We start from the raw sequence: 20,793 nt of genomic DNA on the forward strand, positions 1-20,793 counted from the left end.
TTTTGACAACTGTCTACGAGATCGGGAAAAAATGCGCTGCAGATTTCATTGAAAACATGCGGATCGTTTTCGACGAACATCTACCGCGCTGGAACTATCGGGCTATTCCTCAAACCAACTAATTTCAGGAAGTTATTTTTGGCGGAATCCTAAACAGTCTTTTGATGTGCAGTCCGGTTACCGGCCAAGCGGTAAGCCACGCGCATACCCAGCAGCAAAGCCAGTACAAGCGCAAACATCATAGGTCTGCTTAGATCTTTTTTCACCAGCCAGCCGAAATGCACCACCCCGGCAATCGCGCACGGATAAGTTAAGCGATGTAATGCCCGCCAGCGTTTGCCGCCCAGGCGGCGGATAATGGCGTCATTTGAAGTCAATGCCAGCGGAATCAGCGCCACAAATGCGCTAAAACCGACGGTGATATACGGCCGTTTCAGGATGTCTTTAGCGATTGCCTGCCAATCGAAAAATTGATCCAAAACCAAGTAGATAGCAAAGTGCAATGCGGCATAAAAGAACGCAAACAAACCCAACATGCGCCGCAAGCGCATCAGCCATAAGCAGCCCGACAGACGCCGCAGCGGCGTGATCGCCAAAGTGATCAGCAAAAAACTCAAAGCCCAGTACCCGGTAACGTGGGTCATCTTTTCAATGGGATTGGCGCCCAATTCATCCGCATAAGCGGCGACGGCCAATTTGGCGAACGGCAGCAAAGCCGTCAGAAATACGGCCGCTTTCACCCGGAGCAGTACACGGTTGTCGAGATTTTTGATCGTCATGGCTTAAAAATTCCGCTGCAAGTCCATGCCGGCGTACAGTGCCGCCACTTCGTCGGCATAACCGTTGAACATCAAGGTTTTGCGTTTCAGAAACTCGCCGATGCGCCGCTCCTTGGCCTGGCTCCAACGCGGATGATCGACCTCGGGATTGACGTTGGCATAAAAGCCGTATTCACCCGGCCCGGCTTTCATCCAACTGGTCAGAGGTTGCTGCTCAACCAGCCGGATTTTGACGATGGATTTGGCACTTTTAAATCCATATTTCCAGGGCATGACGATGCGGACCGGCGCGCCGTTTTGCTTGGGCAACACTTCCCCGTACAAACCAAAGGTCAACAACGTCAAAGGATGCATGGCTTCGTCCATCCGCAAACCTTCGCGGTAGGGCCAATCCAGCACTGCGGCCTTTTGTCCCGGCATTTGGGCCGGATCGTGCAGGCTGACAAATTCGACGAACTTGGCATTGCCGGTCGGTTCCACCCGCTTGAGCAATTCCGCCAGCGAATAGCCGAGCCAAGGCACCACCATCGACCAAGCTTCTACACAGCGCAGGCGATAAATCCGCTCTTCCAACGCCGCCATTTTCAGTAACTCTTCAATATCAAAGACCTTGGATTTTTTCACTTCGCCTTCTACCGTAATAGTCCAAGGCCGGGTTTGCAGGCTGCCGGCATTGATGGCCGGCTGATCTTTGCTGGTGCCAAACTCATAAAAGTTGTTGTATTCGGTAACAGCCTGCCGAGGTGTGAGTTCATCCGTCACGCTGTATTTAGATTTTCCAAGCTCGCCCAAATTATCCATCGCCCATAGTGCCGGCGGCCACACGGCCGCCAGCGCGGCACCGCCTGCCGTTTGCATAAATTTTCGCCGTGCCAGGAACAGGGCTTGCGGTGTGATTTCCGAAGAAGGGATAGCGGGTGGTTTATAGGGTTTCATGTCGATGAGCCTCTGCTCTATTAATTACGGTAATTCGCCAGCGGACTTAAGCTGCGCGTACAGCCAAGCCGACGGCGGTTTTTGCTATTTGCTCCGGATCGGGTGACACCAGCGCTATCGAGTCCGGCGCCGACTGACCGTTCCAAATTTCAGTCAAGCGTTTTGCAGTGAGTGGACCGACAGGGCTGTCCGCATTTTCTTGACCACGCGCACCAACCCAAGCCTTGCATAATCGCGCCGAGTCGGCCTTACAGACTGCATAGTAGGGTTGCTCGCTATCGCCTGGGCCGCCCTGAATAGTGGATACGCAGATGATGTTGCTCGGTGCCGCTGCGCTAGCGGTTTGCCCGCCGCGTTCGGTAAACTCGCGCAGCGCCTGTCTGACGCATAAAAACTGCTCGGCCAAATTTTGCCGCAAAATTTCCCGCCATTGCTCCTGATCTATACCACCAGTCGGCACAGCAAGCGCCAGATCGGCATTCGTCACCAGCACATTCAAGCGGCCCCAATAGGCGGCAAGTACATCGAACATACTGTTAACCTGGTTTTCCCGGCTAAGATCCGCCTGAAATATCATGGCTTGTCCCTGCTTAACCCGAATCCGCTGGGCGATGCGGTCCGCTGCCGCGCTTTCGTGCGGATAATTGAGCAACACCTTGGCACCGGCGGCGGCAAACGCCTCCGCCACCACCGCGCCGATGCCACAATCGCCGCGAACCACCAACGCGGTTTGCCCCGATAGCGGCGCTCCGCCGTTCGGGACGTTCATGCATTCTCCCGTTTTAAAGCCGACCTGACCGCGCCGACATTCGCCGGGAACAAGTAGCTGCAAATTAATTCATCGAGCGACAGTTTGCCCGGCCCCTGAAAGCAACAAACCAACAACATGACACCCCATTGTTTATGTTGCTCAATGCCGGCGCTACCCAAATCCGGGTAGGAAATCACCGCGACGATATTGAATAAAAACAGCACTATTGCCGCGGTGCGCCCGCAAAGACCCAGGGCCAATATGGCCGGACCGATAAGTTCGACTGCGGTGGCCAGCACCGCCGCCAGCCCGGCAGGCAATAGCGGCACCGCGTATTCGTTTTCGAAGAGATATAAGGTGCTGTCCCAGCTTTGGATTTTCAGCAGACCGGAAATCCAGAACGCATAAGCAACCCAGCAGCGCAGCAGCAAACTACTCAACGGAGTCAAACTGCCCAGTAACAGGCCGCAGCGACGGCCCCAGCTTTGCGGCCGATAAAACGGCGCTAATAATTTGGCAATGATGTGTGTATGCATGTGTTAGACATCCGCGAGATAAAAATCGGTTAACAGGCCTTTAAGCAAGCAGTGTTGCAGCAGGATAGGCACATTTGCATCGGGGTGATCAGTGAGCACGGTCTCGACTGTTCGGCTTAGCGTCGTGCCAACAGCCAACAACCGTAGAAATTGATATTCCGCTTGATCCAGACTATCGATTTCCACCTGTCGATCCGGACGGTACAGCAACAAGCAACAAGCTCCGTTACGCAAATCGATGTATTCCCGGCCGGCGTCATCGGCCTGGTTATTGGCCCAGATCCGGGCTATTGGATACTCCGAGGCAATGAAGCGTGCGCTGGGATGCAGTTTGAAAACCAATCGGCCGTAGGCAGCGGGATCGATTTGCGCCAACGCTGCCGCGGACATTATCCGCGCATCAGCGGCGTGATAGGCTTCGTGCCACAGCCACTCCAGCTTGGCGACATCGGCTAAATAAGCCAAGCTTTGCGCGGCGGCAAACCCGCTTATCAGCTCGCAAAAATGCGCGCCATATGCCAACAGGCAAGCCGATTGCGGCGGGTAGCTTTTGATGTAAGCAGCAGCCAGCCCGGCAAAAAAGCCCTCACCGACCAGTCGGTTCACGACCGGATAGCTGTCGCGCAAGGCCGCCGTTAAACCAAGCCGGGTATTATTTCGATAAATAGCCAGCCGTTGCTCGGCACTCAGGCCCATCGACTTCACGCCCGTCGGCAATTGCTGGGATTCTTGCAACACGAAGCGGGAAAAATCCCGCTGTAACTCACGCAGCCTGTGCATAAGCCTGCTCCAGAAACCTGTCGGCTTTTGCGGCTTCCGCCACCAACACCGGCCAGGGTGGCAGATCGGCATCCCATTCGATCAAGGTCGGACGGCAACCGAAACGCTGTATGGCTGTTTGATAGAGTTGCCAGACTGCATCGCTGACCGGCGCGTTGTGGGTGTCGATCAGAATGCTCTGCCCGCCGAATTGATTGACGGCATGCCCGGCCAAATGAATTTCGCCGACCTTGTCGGCAGCTATGTCGTTTAAATACGCCAGCGCCTGCCAGCCGTGATTTACGCAAGACACGTAAAGGTTGTTCACGTCCAACAAAATCCCGCAGCCGCAACGCCGGGTAAGTTCGTTGAGAAATTCGCTTTCCGTATAGCTGGAAAAGCCGTATTCCAAATAACTGGAAGGATTCTCGATCAACAGCGGTCTGCCTAAAAAATCTTGTGCCTGCGAGATGCGCGCAGCCAAATGCGCCAACGTCTCATCGGTATAGGGTAAAGGCAGCAGATCGTTCAAGTACCTGCCGCCAAAGGCACTCCAGCTTAAATGCTCGGACACCAACCCCGGTTCGATCCGCTGAATCAGATCGCGCAGTTGCCGTAAGTGTTGCCGATTCAACGGGTCAACAGAACCCAGCGACATACCAACCCCATGTAAGCTGATCGGATAATCGGCTCGGATGGCTTCCAAGTCGCGTAACGGAATACCGCCGTTGCCGAAGTAGTTTTCGCTATGGACTTCCAACCATGCCGGCCGGACGGGGTGGTTTAGAGCATCCCGGTGATGCTGAGAGCGGAGGCCGATTCCGGCTTGCGCCGGAATCGCCGAGCTCACTGATACCTGTTTAGCGAGTGGCTTCGTGAGAGTCATGTGGTACTCGATTTAATGGTGAAAGGGTGTCGTCTAAACAGCGCAGAACCTTGTGAGTGGGATGCCGGCAATCGCTGCCGGCATGACTGCGCTCTTTAACGGTTCGCGCGGCCTAGTAACCGGCGCCTGTGCCGTTATTTCATGTCCGCGGGCGCTTCCATGCTACCGCCGACGATGCGCTCGCAAGTGCCGGCAGGCACGGCGATAAAGGCATCTTTTTGATTATCGGCGGTGGAATGTCCGGCACAGGCATTAGACAGCGTTTTGCAGTCGTTTTTGCCGGCTTTGGCTACGCCGTAACATTTCTCCATATCTTTTTTGTCGGCGGCAAAGGCTACCGATGCCAAACCTGATGCCCCTAATACAATCAAAGAAGCCATGGCGGTCGATACAACAGTGTTTACGTTTTTCATCAGTCTTTTCCTAGTCGTTAAATGATTTAGTGGAGTCCACCGATTTCCCGGCAGACGCTTAACTAATGGCAAGCGGCATGCCAAAACGCTTTAAAATAAAACATGCAAATAAAAACAAACACTTATAAATTACCAAGCAAATTCAAGCCGTATCCCAATCGCCGAAAATCCACCAATAGTTGTGGCTGCCACGAATAGTTGCGGCTTGGTGTTGTGGCGGCCGCTGGTTAGAATGCTATTCAATGCAAGCAACCGGACCATTTCACTCATGCAAACTGTCGACTCGTCGGAACTGGCCATACTGCGGGCGCTGGTGGAAGGCACCGTGCAAACCACCGGCGAGGATTTTTTAAGATCGCTGGTGCGTAGTCTGTGCACGACCATTGGGGTAGCGAACGGCTTTATCGCCGAATTCACCAGCGATAAAACCCGGATACGATCCTTGGCCTTCTGGGAGCACGGTCAATTTATAGACAATCAGGAATGGGAACTGGCCGGCACCCCCTGCGTCGATGTGCTGGCCGGCAAGCTGTGCCATTACCCGTCGGACTTGGCGAAAATCTTCCCCAAGGAAGAAGGCATAGAAAGTTATCTCGGCGTGCCCTTGCAAGACGCCGACGGCCAAATCCTCGGCCACCTGGCGATATTCGACGAACGGGCAATGCCCGAAGAACCCCGCTTGCTCTATACCTTCAAGATTTTCGCGGCCCGCGCGGCAGCGGAGCTCAACCGGATTCGGGTGGAAGAGCTGCGGCAGCAGAGCGAACAGCGCTATAAGGATTTGTTCGACGAAGCGCCGATTGCTTATGTGCACGAGGACACCGATACCCGTTTCCAGGCCGCCAACCAGGCCGCCATGCGCATCCTGGGCATCACGCCGGAACAAGTGCCGGGTCTAATTGGTAGTTCCTTCGTACCCGACACGCCCGAAGCGCAACAACGCTTGCAGTTGGCGCTCAAGTCCATCGAAGACGGCACGAATAACGATGGTGTCGTGCTGGAATTGCGCCGCAGGGATAACGATCAGCCGATTTGGATACAGTGGTGGTCCAAACTCGACCCCAGCCGGCAATACATGCGCACCATGTTTATCGACATTACCGAACGGGTGTTGATGAAACGGGAACAGGCCAGGCTGCAAGCGCAAAACCTGTATTTACAGGAAGAAATTAAATCGACGCATAATTTCGACGACATCATAGGCCGCAGTCCGGCGCTGCAATCCTTACTAAACCAAGTCCAGCGCGTCGCGCAGACCGACGCCTCGGTATTGATCCAAGGCGAATCGGGCACCGGTAAAGAACTGATCGCCCGCGCCATTCACGCCGCCAGTCCCCGGAAAAACCGGCCGTTGATTAAAGTCAATTGCGCGGCCTTGCCGTCCAGTTTGATTGAAAGCGAATTATTCGGTCACGAAAAAGGCGCATTCACCGGCGCTATCAACAAACGCATCGGCCGCTTTGAATTGGCCGAGGGCGGCACGCTGTTCCTCGATGAAGTGGGCGAAATTCCGCTGGATGTGCAGGTCAAATTATTGCGGGTGATTCAAGAACGCGAATTCGAGCGGGTGGGCGGGCAAGTACCCATCAAGATGGATGTGCGGGTGATTACCGCGACGAATCGGGATCTGCTGACGGAAGTAGCGGAAAAAAATTTCCGCGAAGACCTGTTTTACCGTCTGAATGTGTTCCCGCTGACCACGCCGCCGCTGCGGGAACGGCTGGAAGATATTCCGCTGTTGGTGAACTTTTTGATCGCTAAATTCGCGCCGAAAATCGGTAAAAAAATCACCGGGGTCAGCGCCCAATCGATGCAACGTTTGCAGAACTATCGCTGGCCGGGCAATATCCGCGAGCTGGAAAATATCATCGAACGAGCCGTGATTCTGACCGATACGCCGATATTGGACATCGGCCCGGAACAGTTACCCGCGGCGGCCGACGCCGGCGTAAAAAACACGGCTGGCGGCGACACCAGCCTGGATAGCATCGCTAAAGAGCACATCCTCAGCGTCCTGGAACAAACCCGCTGGGTCATTGAAGGCCCCAATGGCGCCGCGCAACGCCTCAATTTAAAACCAAGCACCCTGCGTTACCGCATGCAAAAATTGGGGATCGCCAAAACCAATCGCTAGCGATGGCCGTTTCTAGAAAACGCTATCCCCCAGGCCTTTCGGGCTGAGCGGCGGCGTCGCCCCCCAAACAGCAGGAATGCTGAATAAGACTGATAAAAAACTTGCCCCAGGGTATCTCCGACATTTCGGTATCCCCTGCTTGCCGACAATCCGCAGCTTCAATTAGCGTGCCTCAGAACCGCTCAGGCATATAAGGCTTAGAATTTTTTCGGCCACGCGCCGACATTGATTGGTTTATATAAACCATTTCTAGTCAATAGAACCGCTAACATCCTAATTCCCGCCGGCAAATAAGGTTGAAATAAGCCAAATTTCCAGGCCTGTCGATCTCACATTGGCTTTGGCAGACTACTTGCTTTGAGTGCTTACCAAGCACGATCAATTGCACAACTCCGGGATAGACCATGCAAACTAAACGTATCATTTACAGTGCGGCACTCGGCTTGCTGGGTGCTATGCTGACTTTCCAGGTCCACGCCCAAAATGTGCCCATATCCCTGGATGAGGCGCTGACGTTGTTTTACCAGCGCAACCTGGATTTAATAGCCGCGCAATACAACATCGACCAATCCCGCGCCGATGCGGTGATTGCCGCGGCGATACCCAATCCGACCCTGGGCGTGCAGATTTCCGAAATCAGCAACCGGCCCAATATGGGCTCCAATGCCAGCGGCTGCAATCACGATGTCAACGTGTCCTGCGGCCCTGCCGAATATTTTTCCTTCAGCCAACTAATTGAAGTAGCTGGCAAACGCGGCCTGCGCATCCAAAGCAGCGGCTTCGCCACTCAGGCGGCGGAAAGCGACTTCCGCGATGCGGTGCGCATCTTTTCCAACATGGTCGAAGACGCTTACTATGACCTGCTGCTGGCGCAAAAAAACCGCTGGCTAGCCCAGGAAATTGTCGATCATTATCAAACCCTCTCTAAGGCCAATCAACTGAGGATGAGCAGCGGCGACATCGCCGAATCCGATTTTCTAAGGGTGAAAATGGAAGCGATGCGCGCCCACTCCGATCTGGATACTGCGCAAACCGCCGTAGAACAGGCGCAAGCCGGTTTGGCGGTGATCTTGCGCTGGCCGAACGACAGCCTGCATTTCGAAGCCAAGGAGCAATGGCCGGACATCAAGGACATCGGCCAAAACCTGTCCAAAGACGAGTTGATGAACAAAGCCCTACAACAACGCCCGGATTTACTGGCCGACAAACAACGGGCCGCCCAGGCCGAAAGAGAACTGGAATTGGCCAGGCGCCTGAAATACCCGGATGTCACCGTCAATGCCGGCTATGCGCGCGACCCCAGCAATAACGCACTCAATTCGTTTTTTGTCGGCGTCAGTGTGCCGGTCCCGGTATTCGATCAATATCAAGGCCAATCGGACAAGGCGGCGGTCGCATTAAACCAAAACCAACTGGCGGTCGAGCAAACCGAACTGAGCATTCGCAACGATGTCGCCAATGCTCTAGCCACCTGGAACAGCGCGGACAAAATCGTGCAGCGTTTTCAAAGCGGCTTACTCGACGATGCGCTGGCGGTGCGCAACAGCGCCGAGCTAGCCTATAGCAAGGGCGCTACCGGCGTACTGGATTTTATCGAAGCGCAACGCAGCTATAAAAATGTGATGCGCGATTACAGCCAGGCCATGATCAACCGGGCCAATGCTTATTACGATCTGGCCAAAGCCTTGGGCGAAGAAATTGCTAACGACAATGCCGCCAACAACAAGGCGCAGGCACCTACTCAATTACCATAGCAGGCTTGAACGAATAACGGATATGAATACTTCCATGCCAACTTTCACCCGAATCTCGTTGTGCTGCCACTTTGTACTGGCCGCTGCGCTACTGGCGGCTTGTTCCGACTCCGCCGAAAACAAACCCAAGGCACCGAAACCTCCCACCCCGGCCGGCGAAGTGGTGCTGGCACCCGACTCGCCGAAAAAGGCCTACGTCAAAACCGCGCATTTGACTTTGGCGCAACATCCTTTGCTGGAACCATTGGCCGGCAAAATCGTGTATGACGAAAGCCTGACCTCGCGCATCAGTTCGCCGGTCGCCGGCCGGGTTGTCGCCACGCCGATTGCCCTGGGCACGCCGGTGCAGACTGGTTCGACCTTATTGGAACTCGACAGTCCGGATGTCGCGGATGCCGAAGCCGATTTCGCCAAGGCACAAGCAGCAGCCACTCTCGCCAGCCACGCTTTCAATCGGCAACAGGAACTGTACGCCGGCAAAGCCATTTCTCGCAAGGAACTGGAACAGGCTCAGAGCGATTTGAGCAGCGCCCGCAGCGACCTGCAACGCGCTACCGACCGCTTGAAAAATCTGCACTTATCCGCTCGCCAAGCCGACGGCCGCTTCGCGCTGCGGGCGACACTGCCAGGCATCGTCGTGGAACGCAACGTCAATCCGGGCATGGAAGTACGCCCGGATTTGGATACGCCTTTGTTTGTGGTTTCCGATCTCAAACATTTGACCGTGCTGCTGGAGGTGTTTGAAGTCAACATCGGCAAAATCAAACTGGGGCAGCAAGTCGCGGTGTCGGTACCAGCCTACCCCGGTGTGACATTTCCGGCCACGGTGCAATACATCGGCCAAGTGTTGGACGAAACCACCCGCACCGTGCAAGTGCGCTGCAAATTAGACAATCCGGATGGCCGCCTGCTGCCGGGTATGTATGCCACCATCAGCGTGGAAAGCGCTGCGGATGACAAAGCATTCGTGATTCCGTTGACAGCCGTGTTTACCGAAGGTGACGCCGATTATGTATTCACGGCTTTAGACGACAACCGCTACCGGCAGCGCCGGGTCGAGATCGGCTTGCGTTTGAAAGACAAAGCGGTCATCACGCAAGGACTGGACGCCAATGAACTGTTGGTAACCGAAGGAGCGCTGATGCTGCGCGCCGAAGAAGAAGTCGAAACCGAAAGTACTCACCAGCCCTAGCGCCATAACCGGGACAATCACATGATCGAGCGCCTTATCGCGTTTTGTTTGCAACAACGGCTGATGGTCATCGGCGCCACGCTGGCGATTGCCGTCTCCGGCATCATCGCGTTCGAAAATCTGCCGGTACAAGCCTTTCCTGACGTACAAAACGTCTTTGTGCAGGTCGTCACCCAGTTTCCCGGCCAGGCCCCGGAAGAAGTGGAAAAACAGATTTCGCTGCCCATCGAGCGGGAAATGAACGGCCTGCCGCATCTGCTGAATATGCGCTCGGTATCCATCTTCGGTCTGTCGGTGGTAACGCTGACTTTCGACGATGCCGCCGAGGACTATTTCTCGCGCCAGCAAGTCCTGGAACGGCTGCAATATGCGGACATTCCCGACGATACCAAGCCGCAACTGGGCCCCTTGTCCACCGGCGTCGGCGAAATTTTGCGCTACGTGATCGACGCCAAAAATTTACCCTTGGTCGAGCAGCGTGCGTTACAGGATTGGATTATCGAACCGCGCTTGCGCTCGGTGCAAGGTGTCGCCGACGTGGTTGGATTCGGCGGCGGCGTGAAAGAATATAAAGTCGCCGCCAAGCCGGACCGCTTAAAAAATTATCGCATCGACCTCAATCAGGTGTTTCAGGCGATTGCCGCCAACAATACCAACACCGGCGGCGGCTATATCGAACACGGCGACGAAGCCTTGGTGGTGCGCGGCACCGGCTTGTTAAAGTCTGCGGAAGAAATCGGCGAAATCGTCATCACCACCAACGACGGCGTACCGGTGCGCATCAAAGACGTCGCGGACATCAGCGTCGGGCCGCAGCCGCGTAACGGCATGGTGGGCATGAACCAGCGCGACGATGTGGTCGAGGGCATCGTACTGTTGATCAAGGGCCGGGATGCAGTCAATGTCCTGAATGGTGTGAAACAGAAAATCCAGGAACTCAATGAGTTTGGTTTACCCCCCGGCGTAAAAATCACCCCGTTCTACGACAGGACCGAACTGGTGGGCCATACCATCCATACCGTCGAACACAATATGATCGAAGGCGCGGTATTGATCCTGATTATCCTGCTGGTATTTTTACGGCGCTTTGTCGCGGCCTTGCTGGTTACGCTGATTATTCCGCTTTCCCTGCTATTCGCCTTCATCCTGGTGGACCTCGGCGGCATTTCCGCCAATCTAATTTCGTTGGGCGCCATCGACTTCGGCATCATCGTCGACGGCGCGGTGGTGTTGGTCGAAGCCGTGATGGTACAGGTTACGCTGGATTTACAGCGCAATGCCGATATGCGGCATCTGCGGCAATCGCTGCTGACCACCGCCAAAGAAATGGGCCGGCCCATTCTGTTTTCCAAAGCCATTATCATCATCGCCTTTTTGCCGATTTTTACCTTCCAGCGCGTGGAAGCCAAAATCTTTTCGCCGATGGCCTACACCCTGAGTTTTGCGCTGGTGGCGTCCATGTTGTTCAGCCTGACTTTTATGCCGGCCATGCTGACCTATTTGCTGGGCCCGAAGCTGGCCGAGCAACACAATCCGCTGGTACATGCGATGGAACATCATTACCGGCGGGCGCTGGAATGGGTGTTAAGCCACGCGCGCGCGGTGTTTATCACTGCGATAAGCGCACTGCTGTTGAGCTTCATGTCGGTGAAACTGATCGGCACCGAGTTTATGCCCAAACTCGACGAGGGCAATATCTGGCTGACCATCACCCTGCCCACGCCGGTATCACTGAGCACGGCCAAACAACTGGAACGGCAGGTACGGGACACGCTGGAAACGTTTTCGGAAGCCAAAACCGTCATCACCCAGCTGGGCCGGCCGGAAGACGGCACCGATCCGAAAGGCTTTAACAATCTGGAGGTATTGATAGACCTGAAACCCAAGGATACCTGGCGCTATCAGCGCAAAGACGATCTGGTGCAGGCCATGGACAAGGCGCTGGCTATTTTTCCGGGCATACTTACAAACTTTTCCCAGGTGATTCAGGACAACGTCGAAGAAGCCATTTCCGGGGTAAAGGGCGAAATCGCCATCAAAATTTTCGGTAGCGATTTGCAAACCTTGCAGGACAGAGCCGATCAAGTTACGCATATCCTGGCCGGCATACAGGGAGCCACCGATGTCGCCGCCGAACAGCAGGCCGGCCTGGCGCAAGTGATCGTGGACATCGACCGGGCTAAGGTTTCCCGCTACGGCATCAATGTCGCCGATGTGGAGCGGGTGATGGAAATCGGCATGGGCGGCAAGGCGGCTTCGCAGTTTCTGGAAGGCGAACGCCGGTTCGACATCACCTTGCGTTACGAGGATAGCGCCCGCAATTCGGTGGCCAATCTGGAAAGTTTGACCGTGCAAACTCCAACCGGCCAACGCATTCCGCTATCCGAGCTGGCCACCATCAAAATCAACCAAGGTGCGTCCCGCATCAGCCGTGAAGACAATATGCGGCGCATTGCCATCAAATGTAACTTGATCGACCGCGACCAAGGCAGCTTCGTCGCTGAAGCACAGGAAAAAGTCGCTGCGCAAGTCGATTTGCCGCCCGGCTATCACATCGTTTGGAGCGGCCAGTTTGAAAACCAACAACGAGCGATGAAACGTTTGGCCATCATCGTACCTATCAGTTTGGGACTCATTTTCGTGTTGCTGTTCTGGGCGTTCATGTCGGTTAAAAATGCCTTGTTGATCGTGATGAACGTGCCGTTTGCGATGATAGGTGGCTTACTGATTTTATTAGCAACCGGCATTAATTTGAGCGTATCGGCCGCGGTCGGCTTTATTGCCTTATTTGGGATTGCGGTACAGAACGGCGTGATTTTGGTCTCTCAATTGAACAAATTGCGCCGGGACGGCCAAAAATTGCATGATGCCATCGTCAACGGCTCCGTGAGCCGCTTACGGCCCGTAGTGATGACAGCCTTAATGGCGATGCTGGGTTTATTTCCGGCTGCACTGTCCACCAGCGTCGGTTCGGAAACAGCCAAACCGTTTGCTATCGTCATCATCGGCGGCTTGATCACCGCCACGATTTTAACCTTAACCTTGCTACCCGCTTTGTATCGTTATTTTGCCGAGCCTGACGAGCTTTAGGGGACTACTATGAAAGAAATTCGCGCCTACGTGCAGCCGCACAAGCTCAGCCAGATCACGATGGCATTACTGGAAATACCGGGTTTTCCGGGAATGTCGATCATGGATTGCGAAGGCTTCGGCCGCGAGCGGACCGAGCACAGCCAAGATTACAAGCCGTTTCTCTTGAAAAAACGCCTAGAGATCTTCGCACCCGACGACTTAGTGGAGATTATTTTCGAGACTATCATGCGCACGGCCCATAGCGGGCATCATGGCGACGGCAAGGTGTATATTCTGGACGTGCTGGAAGGCGGCCGCGTCAGCAGCGGCGAACGGGATAAGGATTTGGGCTGAACCCCATGAGCCATCGATCTCTCCCGGCATTTTTCTACGGCACACTGCTGGCACTAACGCTTTATTTTGCCAACGCGGATGCCGAGGAATTACAGCCTGCTGCCGACGACGGAAACTTTTCGTTTATGCAGCTGCTGGCCGACCACGACCTGCACGATACGGCCGACGAACACTGGAATGCCTATGGCCAGGCCACTTACATATCCAGCTGGAAACCGGCCTTCCCTGCCCAATACACCAACCTCAACGGTACGCCGCACTCGCTGCTGCCGAACGCCGAACGCAGTTTCACCGGCACCGTCACGGCCTACTTTGGCTTAAAGGCCTGGCAAGGCGGCGAAATCTATCTGGCGCCGGAAATGATTTCCGAACTGCCCTTGTCGGACTTGAAAGGCCTGGGCGGCAGCATCCAAAACTTTGAGTTGCAAAAGTCAGGCTCGGTCAGCGCAACTTGGTATAAATCGCGCTTTTACTTAAAACAAACCTTTAATCTGGGCGGCGACAACCATGCGGTCAGCTCTGGCCCACTGCAATTGGCGGGCAATGCCGACAGCCGGCGCTTGGTGATCACCGGCGGCAATCTCAGTATCCTGGATATTTTCGATAAAAACAGCTACGCCGCCGATTTACGCCAGCAGTTTCTGAACATGGCGTTTCTGACCAATGCCGCATACGATTTTGCCGCCGACGCCCGCGGCTACAGCGTCGGTTTGGCGGCCGAATATTATTTCGACGACTGGACCTTCCGATTGGGCCGCTTCGCCACGCCACAAAATCCGAACGACTTGCCGCTGGATTTTCGGATGTTCAAATATTACGGCGATCAAATGGAAATCGAGCATCGCCACAGCCTATTTAAACAACCGGGTGCGGTCAGGCTGTTAGCCTACCGGAACCGGGAACGGATGGGTCGTTGGGACGAGGCCATCGCTGCCTACCAAGCCAACTCGGCGCAAAACGCCGCCAATTGCACAAGCTTCTATTACGACTCTACGAACAGTAGCGCCCCGGATCTGTGCTGGGTGCGCAAAGCCAACATCAAAACCGGCATAGGCATTAATCTGGAACAACAGTTAATCGACGGCGTCGGCGTGTTTTTACGCGGCATGGTCAGCGACGGCAAAACCGAAGTGTATTCCTATACCTCGGCGGATCGCTCGCTATCCTTCGGCAGCTTAATCGGCGGCGACAGTTGGGGCCGGCATTACGATGCTCTCGGAGTCGCTTACGCTTGCAGCTGGATTTCCGCCGGACATGCCGAGTATTTGCGCCTGGGCGGCGTGGACGGTTTTATCGGTGACGGCAATCTGCGTTACCGGCCCGAGCAAGTGGTGGACATTTATTACAAATTGCGCTTGCTTCCTTCGGCCTGGATGACGCTGGATTACCAGCACATCGCCAATCCGGCTTATAACGCGGACCGCGGGCCGGTGGATGTCTATGGCGTCAGAGCGCATTTTGAGTTCTAGGCAAAACTTTAGGAGTTCCCATGCCCCCCTCTTTAAAGCATCTAAGCATTTGTCTGCTGTTACTGCTTACTCCGGACATTAGCGTAGCGGAACAATCTTTGGCAATTGGCAAGGGCGAACGCCTGCTGGTGCTGGCCCCGCATCCCGACGATGAAAGTTTGAGTGCTGCCGGCCTGATTCAACAAGTATTGCAAAACGGCGGCACAGTGCGCAGCTCGGTCGTCACCGCCGGCGATGCTTACGTCGGCGCGGTGATGTTGGATAGCGGTAAACGCAACCCGTCTACAGCGGATTATCTGGACTTTGGCGAAAAGCGGCTGGAAGAGTCGCGGCGCGCGGCTCAGCTGCTCGGCAATGGCTTTATCCATCTGGATTTACTCGGCTTCTCGGATGGCAGTATCTACTCGGCGTTGATCTCGCATTGGCGGCGCAACCAGCCGATGCGCTCGGAATATACCGGCTTTGACCACGTTCCCTACCGGGAAGCGGAAGATCGGGGACTTGCCCAAGACGGCCAGGATCTACTCAACGAGCTGGTAGCCATTCTGCGCGATACCAAACCCACGATCATCGCCTTCCCGGATGTGATGGAAAACGATTCCGACCATGCCGGCTTGGGTATGTTTACGCTGCTGGCCGTCCATCAATGGCTATTGGAAACCCCGACACCACACCCACAACCCAAATTACTGGCCTATCTGATTCATTGGCAACACGGCTGGCCGACCGGTTCCAATTGGGGCATTGCGCAGGACTGGAGCGATCAACCGCTGGTATTGCCCGCTGACTTGCCGCTGCGCGGCCATAGCCGGGCTTGCGTCAATCTATCGCCCGCGCAAATTGATTTAAAGCGGGCTGCGCTGGCCGAATACAAAACCCAACAACGCATTATGGGTGATTTTTTGTCGGCCTTCGTACGCAGCAGCGAGTGCTTTACCCTACTCAAGCCCAACGACGGCAACCGTATCGAACAGGTTTTGGCGCAATTGCGGCAGGTACGCAAGACATTTGATAATCATCCCTTGAGTCGGCGTAAAATTTGAAAGGATCTGCCCGCAAACTGGCGCTGCGCTTGGCCGTCAACAACCTGAGATCTCGAATATGCTAAAACTTTTGCTACGTCCGGTCATTTTCGTCACGATCGTGATGAGCATATTGGTGATCGGCGAACTGCTGGCCATCGGCCGCCTGACCTGGCGCAATCATCAACGCATCCAAACCATAGAAACCGACATTGGTAAAGGCCACCATTTGGAAGAAACGATCTTCGAGTTGCTTGAGTTGCAATCGCAATTGGCCTTGCATCGCAGCAATCCTGACCTGTCGGCCGAACACCTGAATGACATACAAGATCGACTGCTGGATTTACTGCAAGCCCACAACAACGGCACTGATTTCACGGTCTCGGTCGATTTGAACACCCTGCAAGCCAAATTCGCCGCCGCCAGCAACGGCGATCCGCAGGCGCTGATCGATTCCGTGAATATGATCCGGCAAGTCCTGGATCGGCAAACCAACGAAGAAGAGAAAATGCTGATCGGCGTTGAGGACGACAGCCAGTTGGAACTGCAACTGGCTGTCATTTTGCCGCTGCTGCTGTTTTGGATCGGCCATTATTTTTTTCGCAACAATGTGTTAGAGCCGCTGGATGCGCTACGCGATTTATTGTCCGGCCTGGCGGAAGGCGTGAAGCAGCCGATCACCCGCGAAACGGCCGACCCGATCTTGCGAGACTTGTTCGACCGCTACAATCACTTGGTCGAGCACTTGATCGAACTGGAACAGGAGCATCTGCATTACACCAATCGCCTGGAGCAGCAAGTGCGGCAGACCAGTCACGCTTTACTCGAACAAAGCCAGCGCCTGGCAAAAGCCGAGCGCTTGGCAGCCTTGACCGAAATGGCCGCCAGCACCGCCCACGAATTGCGCAATCCGCTGGCGATTATTCAATTTGCGCTGGAAAATTTGCTGTCCGAAGCCATCGACCCCGATCTGCGCCAGCGTATCGGTCTATTGCATAGCGAAGTGCAACGCTTGACCAACCACCTTAACGACCTGCTGAGCTCGGCGCGCCATGGCAATAAAATTGCCCAGCCTACCGATGTGAATGCAGTCGTCAACGACTTGATCACGCTATTCAAATACCAGGCCACCGATAAAATCCAATTTACGGTGCAGGGCAAAGCCGACAGTTCCTTGATGCTGCCGGAAATCGAATTCCGCCAAGCCCTGTTAAATTTGCTGCAAAACGCTGTGCAGGCCATCGGCACCCGCAACGGTAGCGTAGCGGTGCATATTGCCCAAGACGCCCAGCGCCTGTCGCTGACGGTAATTGATAGCGGCGACGGCTTCGATGAGGCCTTCTTGCGGCAAGGCATTCGTCCGTTTGTCAGCTTGAAGGAAAAAGGCAGTGGCTTGGGGCTGGTGATGGTGCAGCGCTTCGCCAAAGATCTGGGCGGCCAGCTCAAACTGGACAATGATGCCGCCGGCCACGGCCGGGTCAGCCTGAGCTTACCTTTGACTTGAAACGACACACCCGCACAAATTCCAGCAATGCGCCGGCGAATACCCGTCAATCGCATACAATGCCGTAACTCGCAAACCAGCCATAACCATGATGACCAATACCCTGTTAATTATTGAAGATGAAGCCCTGTTAGCCTCCGAATTGGCGCGTTACTTTAGCAAGGGTGGCTGGGAAGTCAGTATTGCCCATTCCCTGCAACAAGCCGAACAGTTTCTCAGCGGACAAGCGCTGGACCCGCTGGTGGTGTTATCGGACATGAACCTGCCGGACGGCAACGCCCTGGATTTGCTGGAGAAACTCAAACCGGAAATCGGCAGCAGCGAATGGGTGTTTCTGACCGGCTACGGCAGCGTCGCCGATTCGGTGCGCGCGGTGCGCCTGGGCGCTTACGACTTTATCGAAAAACCCTGCTCGCTGGACCGCTTGAATCTGTTAGTGGAAGGCGCCGCCCGCAGCGCCCGCGCCCAACGCCGCCTGGAGCAGCAAACCGCTTCGCAGAACCATCAATACAGCATCGACAGTTTGATCGGCTCCAGCCCGGCCATGAACCAGCTGCGGGCCATGCTGAAACAAATCGCCAACGTCCCGTTCTCCAGCCTGATCGTCAGCGGCGAAACCGGCACCGGCAAAGGCATGATCGCCCGGATTCTGCACTATTCCGGCAGCCGCGCCGCGGCACCGCTGGTCGAAATCAACTGTGCCGCCCTGCCGCGCGAATTATTGGAAGCCGAATTATTCGGTTACGAAGCCGGCGCTTTTACCGGCGCGAAAAAACGCCATCGCGGCCTGTTTGAACAGGCGCATACCGGTACACTGTTTCTCGATGAAATCGGCGAAATGGACCTGGATTTGCAAAGCAAGCTGTTAAAAGCCGTGGAAGATCTACGCATCCGCCGGGTGGGCGGTGAAGCGGAGATTAACATCGACGTGCAAATCATCGCCGCCACCAACCTGGACCTGGTGGAAAAAGTCGCCGAAGGCTTGTTCCGCCGCGATTTGTACCATCGTTTGAACGTGATCAACATCCGCATGCCGGCCCTGCGCGAACATAAGCAGGACCTGGATCAATTGGTGCCGCAATTCATCGCCGAATGCAATCGCAAATCGGCCAAGTCGGTCAGCCACATTCCGGAGCAAGCCTGGCAGATGCTGAAAAGCTACGATTGGCCCGGCAATATCCGCGAGCTGCACAATGTGCTGGAGCGCTGCGTGTTGTTGTCCAACGATCATAATTTGCCGGTGGAATGGTTGCAGCTACAAGCCCCGCAAGCGACGACGGCCACACACAACGCCAAAGTCAATCAGGAAGGCGTGTTCATTCCGCTGGACGGCAGCATCAGCCTGCACGAAATGGAAAAATTCATCATCCAGGAAGCGCTAAACCGTAATGACGCCAACGTCACCGGCGCGGCGCGCATGCTCGGCACCACCCGGGAAACCCTACGCTACCGCGTGCAGAAATATCATTTGAAATGTAAATTTTGAGCAAAGCTGGTGTTGGTTGGCTAATACGGAAGAGATTTATCTCGGGCAAAAAAATGCGCCCTGCCTGTCCGAAGAACTTCGACCAAACAGAGCGCCACGTCCACACATGAGAACAGGTAGGAGTAACAACACGATCTAAGTAGAGCAAAGTTGATGCCAAATAGCCGACGCCTTGATTTTTATGGACTTATGCGAATGGCAGCCGATAAAACGCCGGGAGATTTGCACCAGATACAACCAAAATCCGGCTGTTTTGCACCAGGATGGCTCAATTGGTGTGTCCACACCGAATGCTGCGTTCACGAAGCGCAGCATTCGCCAAAATTTGCGGGCCGCTCTCGCTTGGAACTCAGCGATTGCACAAAATTACGCCAATCAACGAGCCCCCGGCGAGAATGCTCGAGTTGTTTTGGAGAACCGTGGAGAAAAAGACTCGACGCATCTAGAAGAAATGCCAGAATAACCAAGCAGGGTTTCCCGCCGACGAATTCAAACCACCAAGCGGTCAAAGCCGGATATCTGGCGCTCGAACAATCAAACCGCATGGGTACAAAAACTGTGTCCAGCCTCGGCTTTATTGAAGCTTCCTTTTAAGGTACTTTTGAGCTGGAATTTCAATATAACGATAGGTTATAAATGAGAGCACGAATATTACGAACATCAAAGAAAAATACTTTAATATTGAAACATTCATAGGACTATAGTTACTTGACAGCGCGCCAAAAACATAAACACCATAAAACAAGTATGCCTTATAAATAATCCAATGATTGAGGTAAATCGAATAAGACAGCGTACCAAGAAGTACAAATATTCGTGTATTTAAAAGTTTCGCTAGGAAGCCACAATCACTCGCTGTTGAATACAATAACAAGCCAAAGGAAGCAATAACCACAGAGTGACTCAAGCTAAAATGCATCGCAAACAATACGCCACTCCCGCCTATTAACTGCAAGCTCGTAGCAACCCCATAGTCAGTAACCGGCATTTCCTTATATACTATAAAAACAAAAATACCCAACATAAAGCCTGCAAAACAACGAATAACAACAAAACCGTCCTTCTCACCATAATATATTAAATACAACGCGATAGATAAGCCAACAACTATCATGCCAACAAAAAACATATTGAACCGTAGCCATTTTATTATAAAAGGAAAAACTAAATAGCAAGCCATCTCCGTACTAATACTCCAGGCAGGACTATTCAAGGGTGCCAAGGTCAAATCAGATAAGATCCAGCCCTGAATTAAAAGCAAACTCGCAATTAAGCTTTCAAAACTTACACCAGGCATACCAACCACTTCACGCCGATAAAAGTAAAAAGAGAACTCTAAAAAAAGGTATAAAATAAGTGTAAAAAGATGAAGAGGATAAACTCTAGAAAAGCGTGCAACGTAAAAATATTTAATCAAACTACTCTTATAATCATACAAAAACAATGAAGCATAGACATACGAAAGAATATACCCACTCAAAATAAAAAAGAAATCTACCCATAAGTACCCCATACTAAAAAAAGACGTTACCGAATCAAGAGCCACACCTTTATCGTAAGATACTTCCCTAATATGAAAAAACACAACCAATACTGCAGCAATCCCTCTCAGAGAGTGGTGAGAAACAATAGTTTTTCGATACCGATTATCCATTATTAAATAAGCACCTTACAAAAAGTTAACATGTATTTTTAGCCAAACCCATGTCCAAATATAACACACGGTTTTACACCATTCCGGGATCG

The 20,793-nt window shown here is 53.8% G+C and carries 18 protein-coding genes; 10 read left to right on the top strand and 8 right to left on the bottom strand.

All coding sequences use genetic code 11. The features are described 5' to 3' along the window. Positions 1-149 precede the first annotated feature (149 nt). From QLH52_RS07865 to QLH52_RS07895, 7 genes are all read right to left on the bottom strand, one after another. Positions 150-779 carry a protein-methionine-sulfoxide reductase heme-binding subunit MsrQ gene (locus QLH52_RS07865; RefSeq protein WP_319961166.1) on the bottom strand — a complete coding sequence of 210 codons (630 nt, stop codon included), beginning with the start codon at positions 777-779 and terminating at the stop codon, positions 150-152. 3 nt (positions 780-782) lie between these two features. Then, positions 783-1,715 (bottom strand): protein-methionine-sulfoxide reductase catalytic subunit MsrP, encoded by a 933-nt coding sequence (msrP, locus tag QLH52_RS07870; RefSeq protein WP_319961167.1) that lies wholly within the window; start codon positions 1,713-1,715, stop codon positions 783-785. Positions 1,716-1,761: 46 nt separating this feature from the next. After that, positions 1,762-2,484, bottom strand: a complete 723-nt coding sequence (locus QLH52_RS07875; RefSeq protein WP_319961168.1) for an SDR family NAD(P)-dependent oxidoreductase — start codon at positions 2,482-2,484, stop codon at positions 1,762-1,764. Next, on the bottom strand, positions 2,481-3,002 hold the full coding sequence (locus QLH52_RS07880; protein WP_319961169.1) for a DoxX family protein: 522 nt from the start codon (positions 3,000-3,002) through the stop codon (positions 2,481-2,483). Before QLH52_RS07880 ends, QLH52_RS07875 begins: the two co-directional genes overlap by 4 nt. A gap of 3 nt (positions 3,003-3,005) precedes the next feature. After that, on the bottom strand, positions 3,006-3,782 hold the full coding sequence (locus QLH52_RS07885) for an HvfC/BufC N-terminal domain-containing protein (protein WP_319961170.1): 777 nt from the start codon (positions 3,780-3,782) through the stop codon (positions 3,006-3,008). Further along, positions 3,766-4,647, bottom strand: coding sequence for an MNIO family bufferin maturase (gene bufB / locus QLH52_RS07890; RefSeq protein WP_319961171.1), 882 nt, complete (start codon positions 4,645-4,647; stop codon positions 3,766-3,768). The genes QLH52_RS07885 and bufB overlap by 17 nt, the downstream gene beginning before the upstream one ends. A 134-nt stretch (positions 4,648-4,781) precedes the next feature. Further along, on the bottom strand, positions 4,782-5,060 hold the full coding sequence (locus tag QLH52_RS07895; RefSeq protein ID WP_205453588.1) for a BufA1 family periplasmic bufferin-type metallophore: 279 nt from the start codon (positions 5,058-5,060) through the stop codon (positions 4,782-4,784). Positions 5,061-5,328: 268 nt separating this feature from the next. Here QLH52_RS07895 and QLH52_RS07900 point away from each other — a divergent pair, with 268 nt between their 5' ends. The 10 genes from QLH52_RS07900 (at position 5,329) to QLH52_RS07945 (ending at position 19,510) form a co-directional block, all read left to right on the top strand. Continuing rightward, the gene (locus tag QLH52_RS07900; protein WP_319961172.1) at positions 5,329-7,194 is read left to right on the top strand and encodes a sigma-54-dependent Fis family transcriptional regulator; all 1,866 of its coding nucleotides are present in this window, start codon (positions 5,329-5,331) and stop codon (positions 7,192-7,194) included. A 404-nt stretch (positions 7,195-7,598) separates the two neighbouring features. After that, a complete protein-coding gene (locus tag QLH52_RS07905; RefSeq protein WP_319961173.1) occupies positions 7,599-8,948 on the top strand; it encodes a TolC family protein in 1,350 nt (449 codons plus the stop codon). Between the two features lie 34 nt (positions 8,949-8,982). Then, positions 8,983-10,140 carry an efflux RND transporter periplasmic adaptor subunit gene (locus QLH52_RS07910; protein ID WP_129871462.1) on the top strand — a complete coding sequence of 386 codons (1,158 nt, stop codon included), beginning with the start codon at positions 8,983-8,985 and terminating at the stop codon, positions 10,138-10,140. Positions 10,141-10,161: 21 nt separating this feature from the next. After that, the gene (locus QLH52_RS07915; protein WP_319961174.1) at positions 10,162-13,230 is read left to right on the top strand and encodes an efflux RND transporter permease subunit; all 3,069 of its coding nucleotides are present in this window, start codon (positions 10,162-10,164) and stop codon (positions 13,228-13,230) included. 9 nt (positions 13,231-13,239) lie between these two features. Next, on the top strand, positions 13,240-13,566 hold the full coding sequence (locus QLH52_RS07920) for a P-II family nitrogen regulator (protein ID WP_033157971.1): 327 nt from the start codon (positions 13,240-13,242) through the stop codon (positions 13,564-13,566). A 5-nt stretch (positions 13,567-13,571) separates the two neighbouring features. After that, positions 13,572-15,035, top strand: coding sequence for a carbohydrate porin (locus tag QLH52_RS07925; RefSeq protein ID WP_319961175.1), 1,464 nt, complete (start codon positions 13,572-13,574; stop codon positions 15,033-15,035). A gap of 20 nt (positions 15,036-15,055) precedes the next feature. Continuing rightward, the gene (locus QLH52_RS07930; RefSeq protein ID WP_101052904.1) at positions 15,056-16,078 is read left to right on the top strand and encodes a PIG-L deacetylase family protein; all 1,023 of its coding nucleotides are present in this window, start codon (positions 15,056-15,058) and stop codon (positions 16,076-16,078) included. A 58-nt stretch (positions 16,079-16,136) separates the two neighbouring features. Beyond that, positions 16,137-17,561, top strand: a complete 1,425-nt coding sequence (locus tag QLH52_RS07935; RefSeq protein WP_033157973.1) for a sensor histidine kinase — start codon at positions 16,137-16,139, stop codon at positions 17,559-17,561. A 91-nt stretch (positions 17,562-17,652) separates the two neighbouring features. Then, positions 17,653-19,047, top strand: a complete 1,395-nt coding sequence (locus tag QLH52_RS07940; protein ID WP_319961298.1) for a sigma-54-dependent transcriptional regulator — start codon at positions 17,653-17,655, stop codon at positions 19,045-19,047. Between the two features lie 172 nt (positions 19,048-19,219). Then, entirely contained in the window at positions 19,220-19,510 is a 291-nt protein-coding gene (locus QLH52_RS07945; protein WP_319961176.1) for a hypothetical protein, read from the top strand. Positions 19,511-19,621: 111 nt separating this feature from the next. Here the strand turns inward: QLH52_RS07945 and QLH52_RS07950 are convergent, their stop codons facing one another. After that, entirely contained in the window at positions 19,622-20,701 is a 1,080-nt protein-coding gene (locus QLH52_RS07950) for an acyltransferase family protein (protein WP_319961177.1), read from the bottom strand. Positions 20,702-20,793: the final 92 nt, after the last annotated feature.

The sequence above is a fragment of the Methylomonas defluvii genome, assembly GCF_033949435.1.
GTDB lineage: Bacteria > Pseudomonadota > Gammaproteobacteria > Methylococcales > Methylomonadaceae > Methylomonas > Methylomonas defluvii.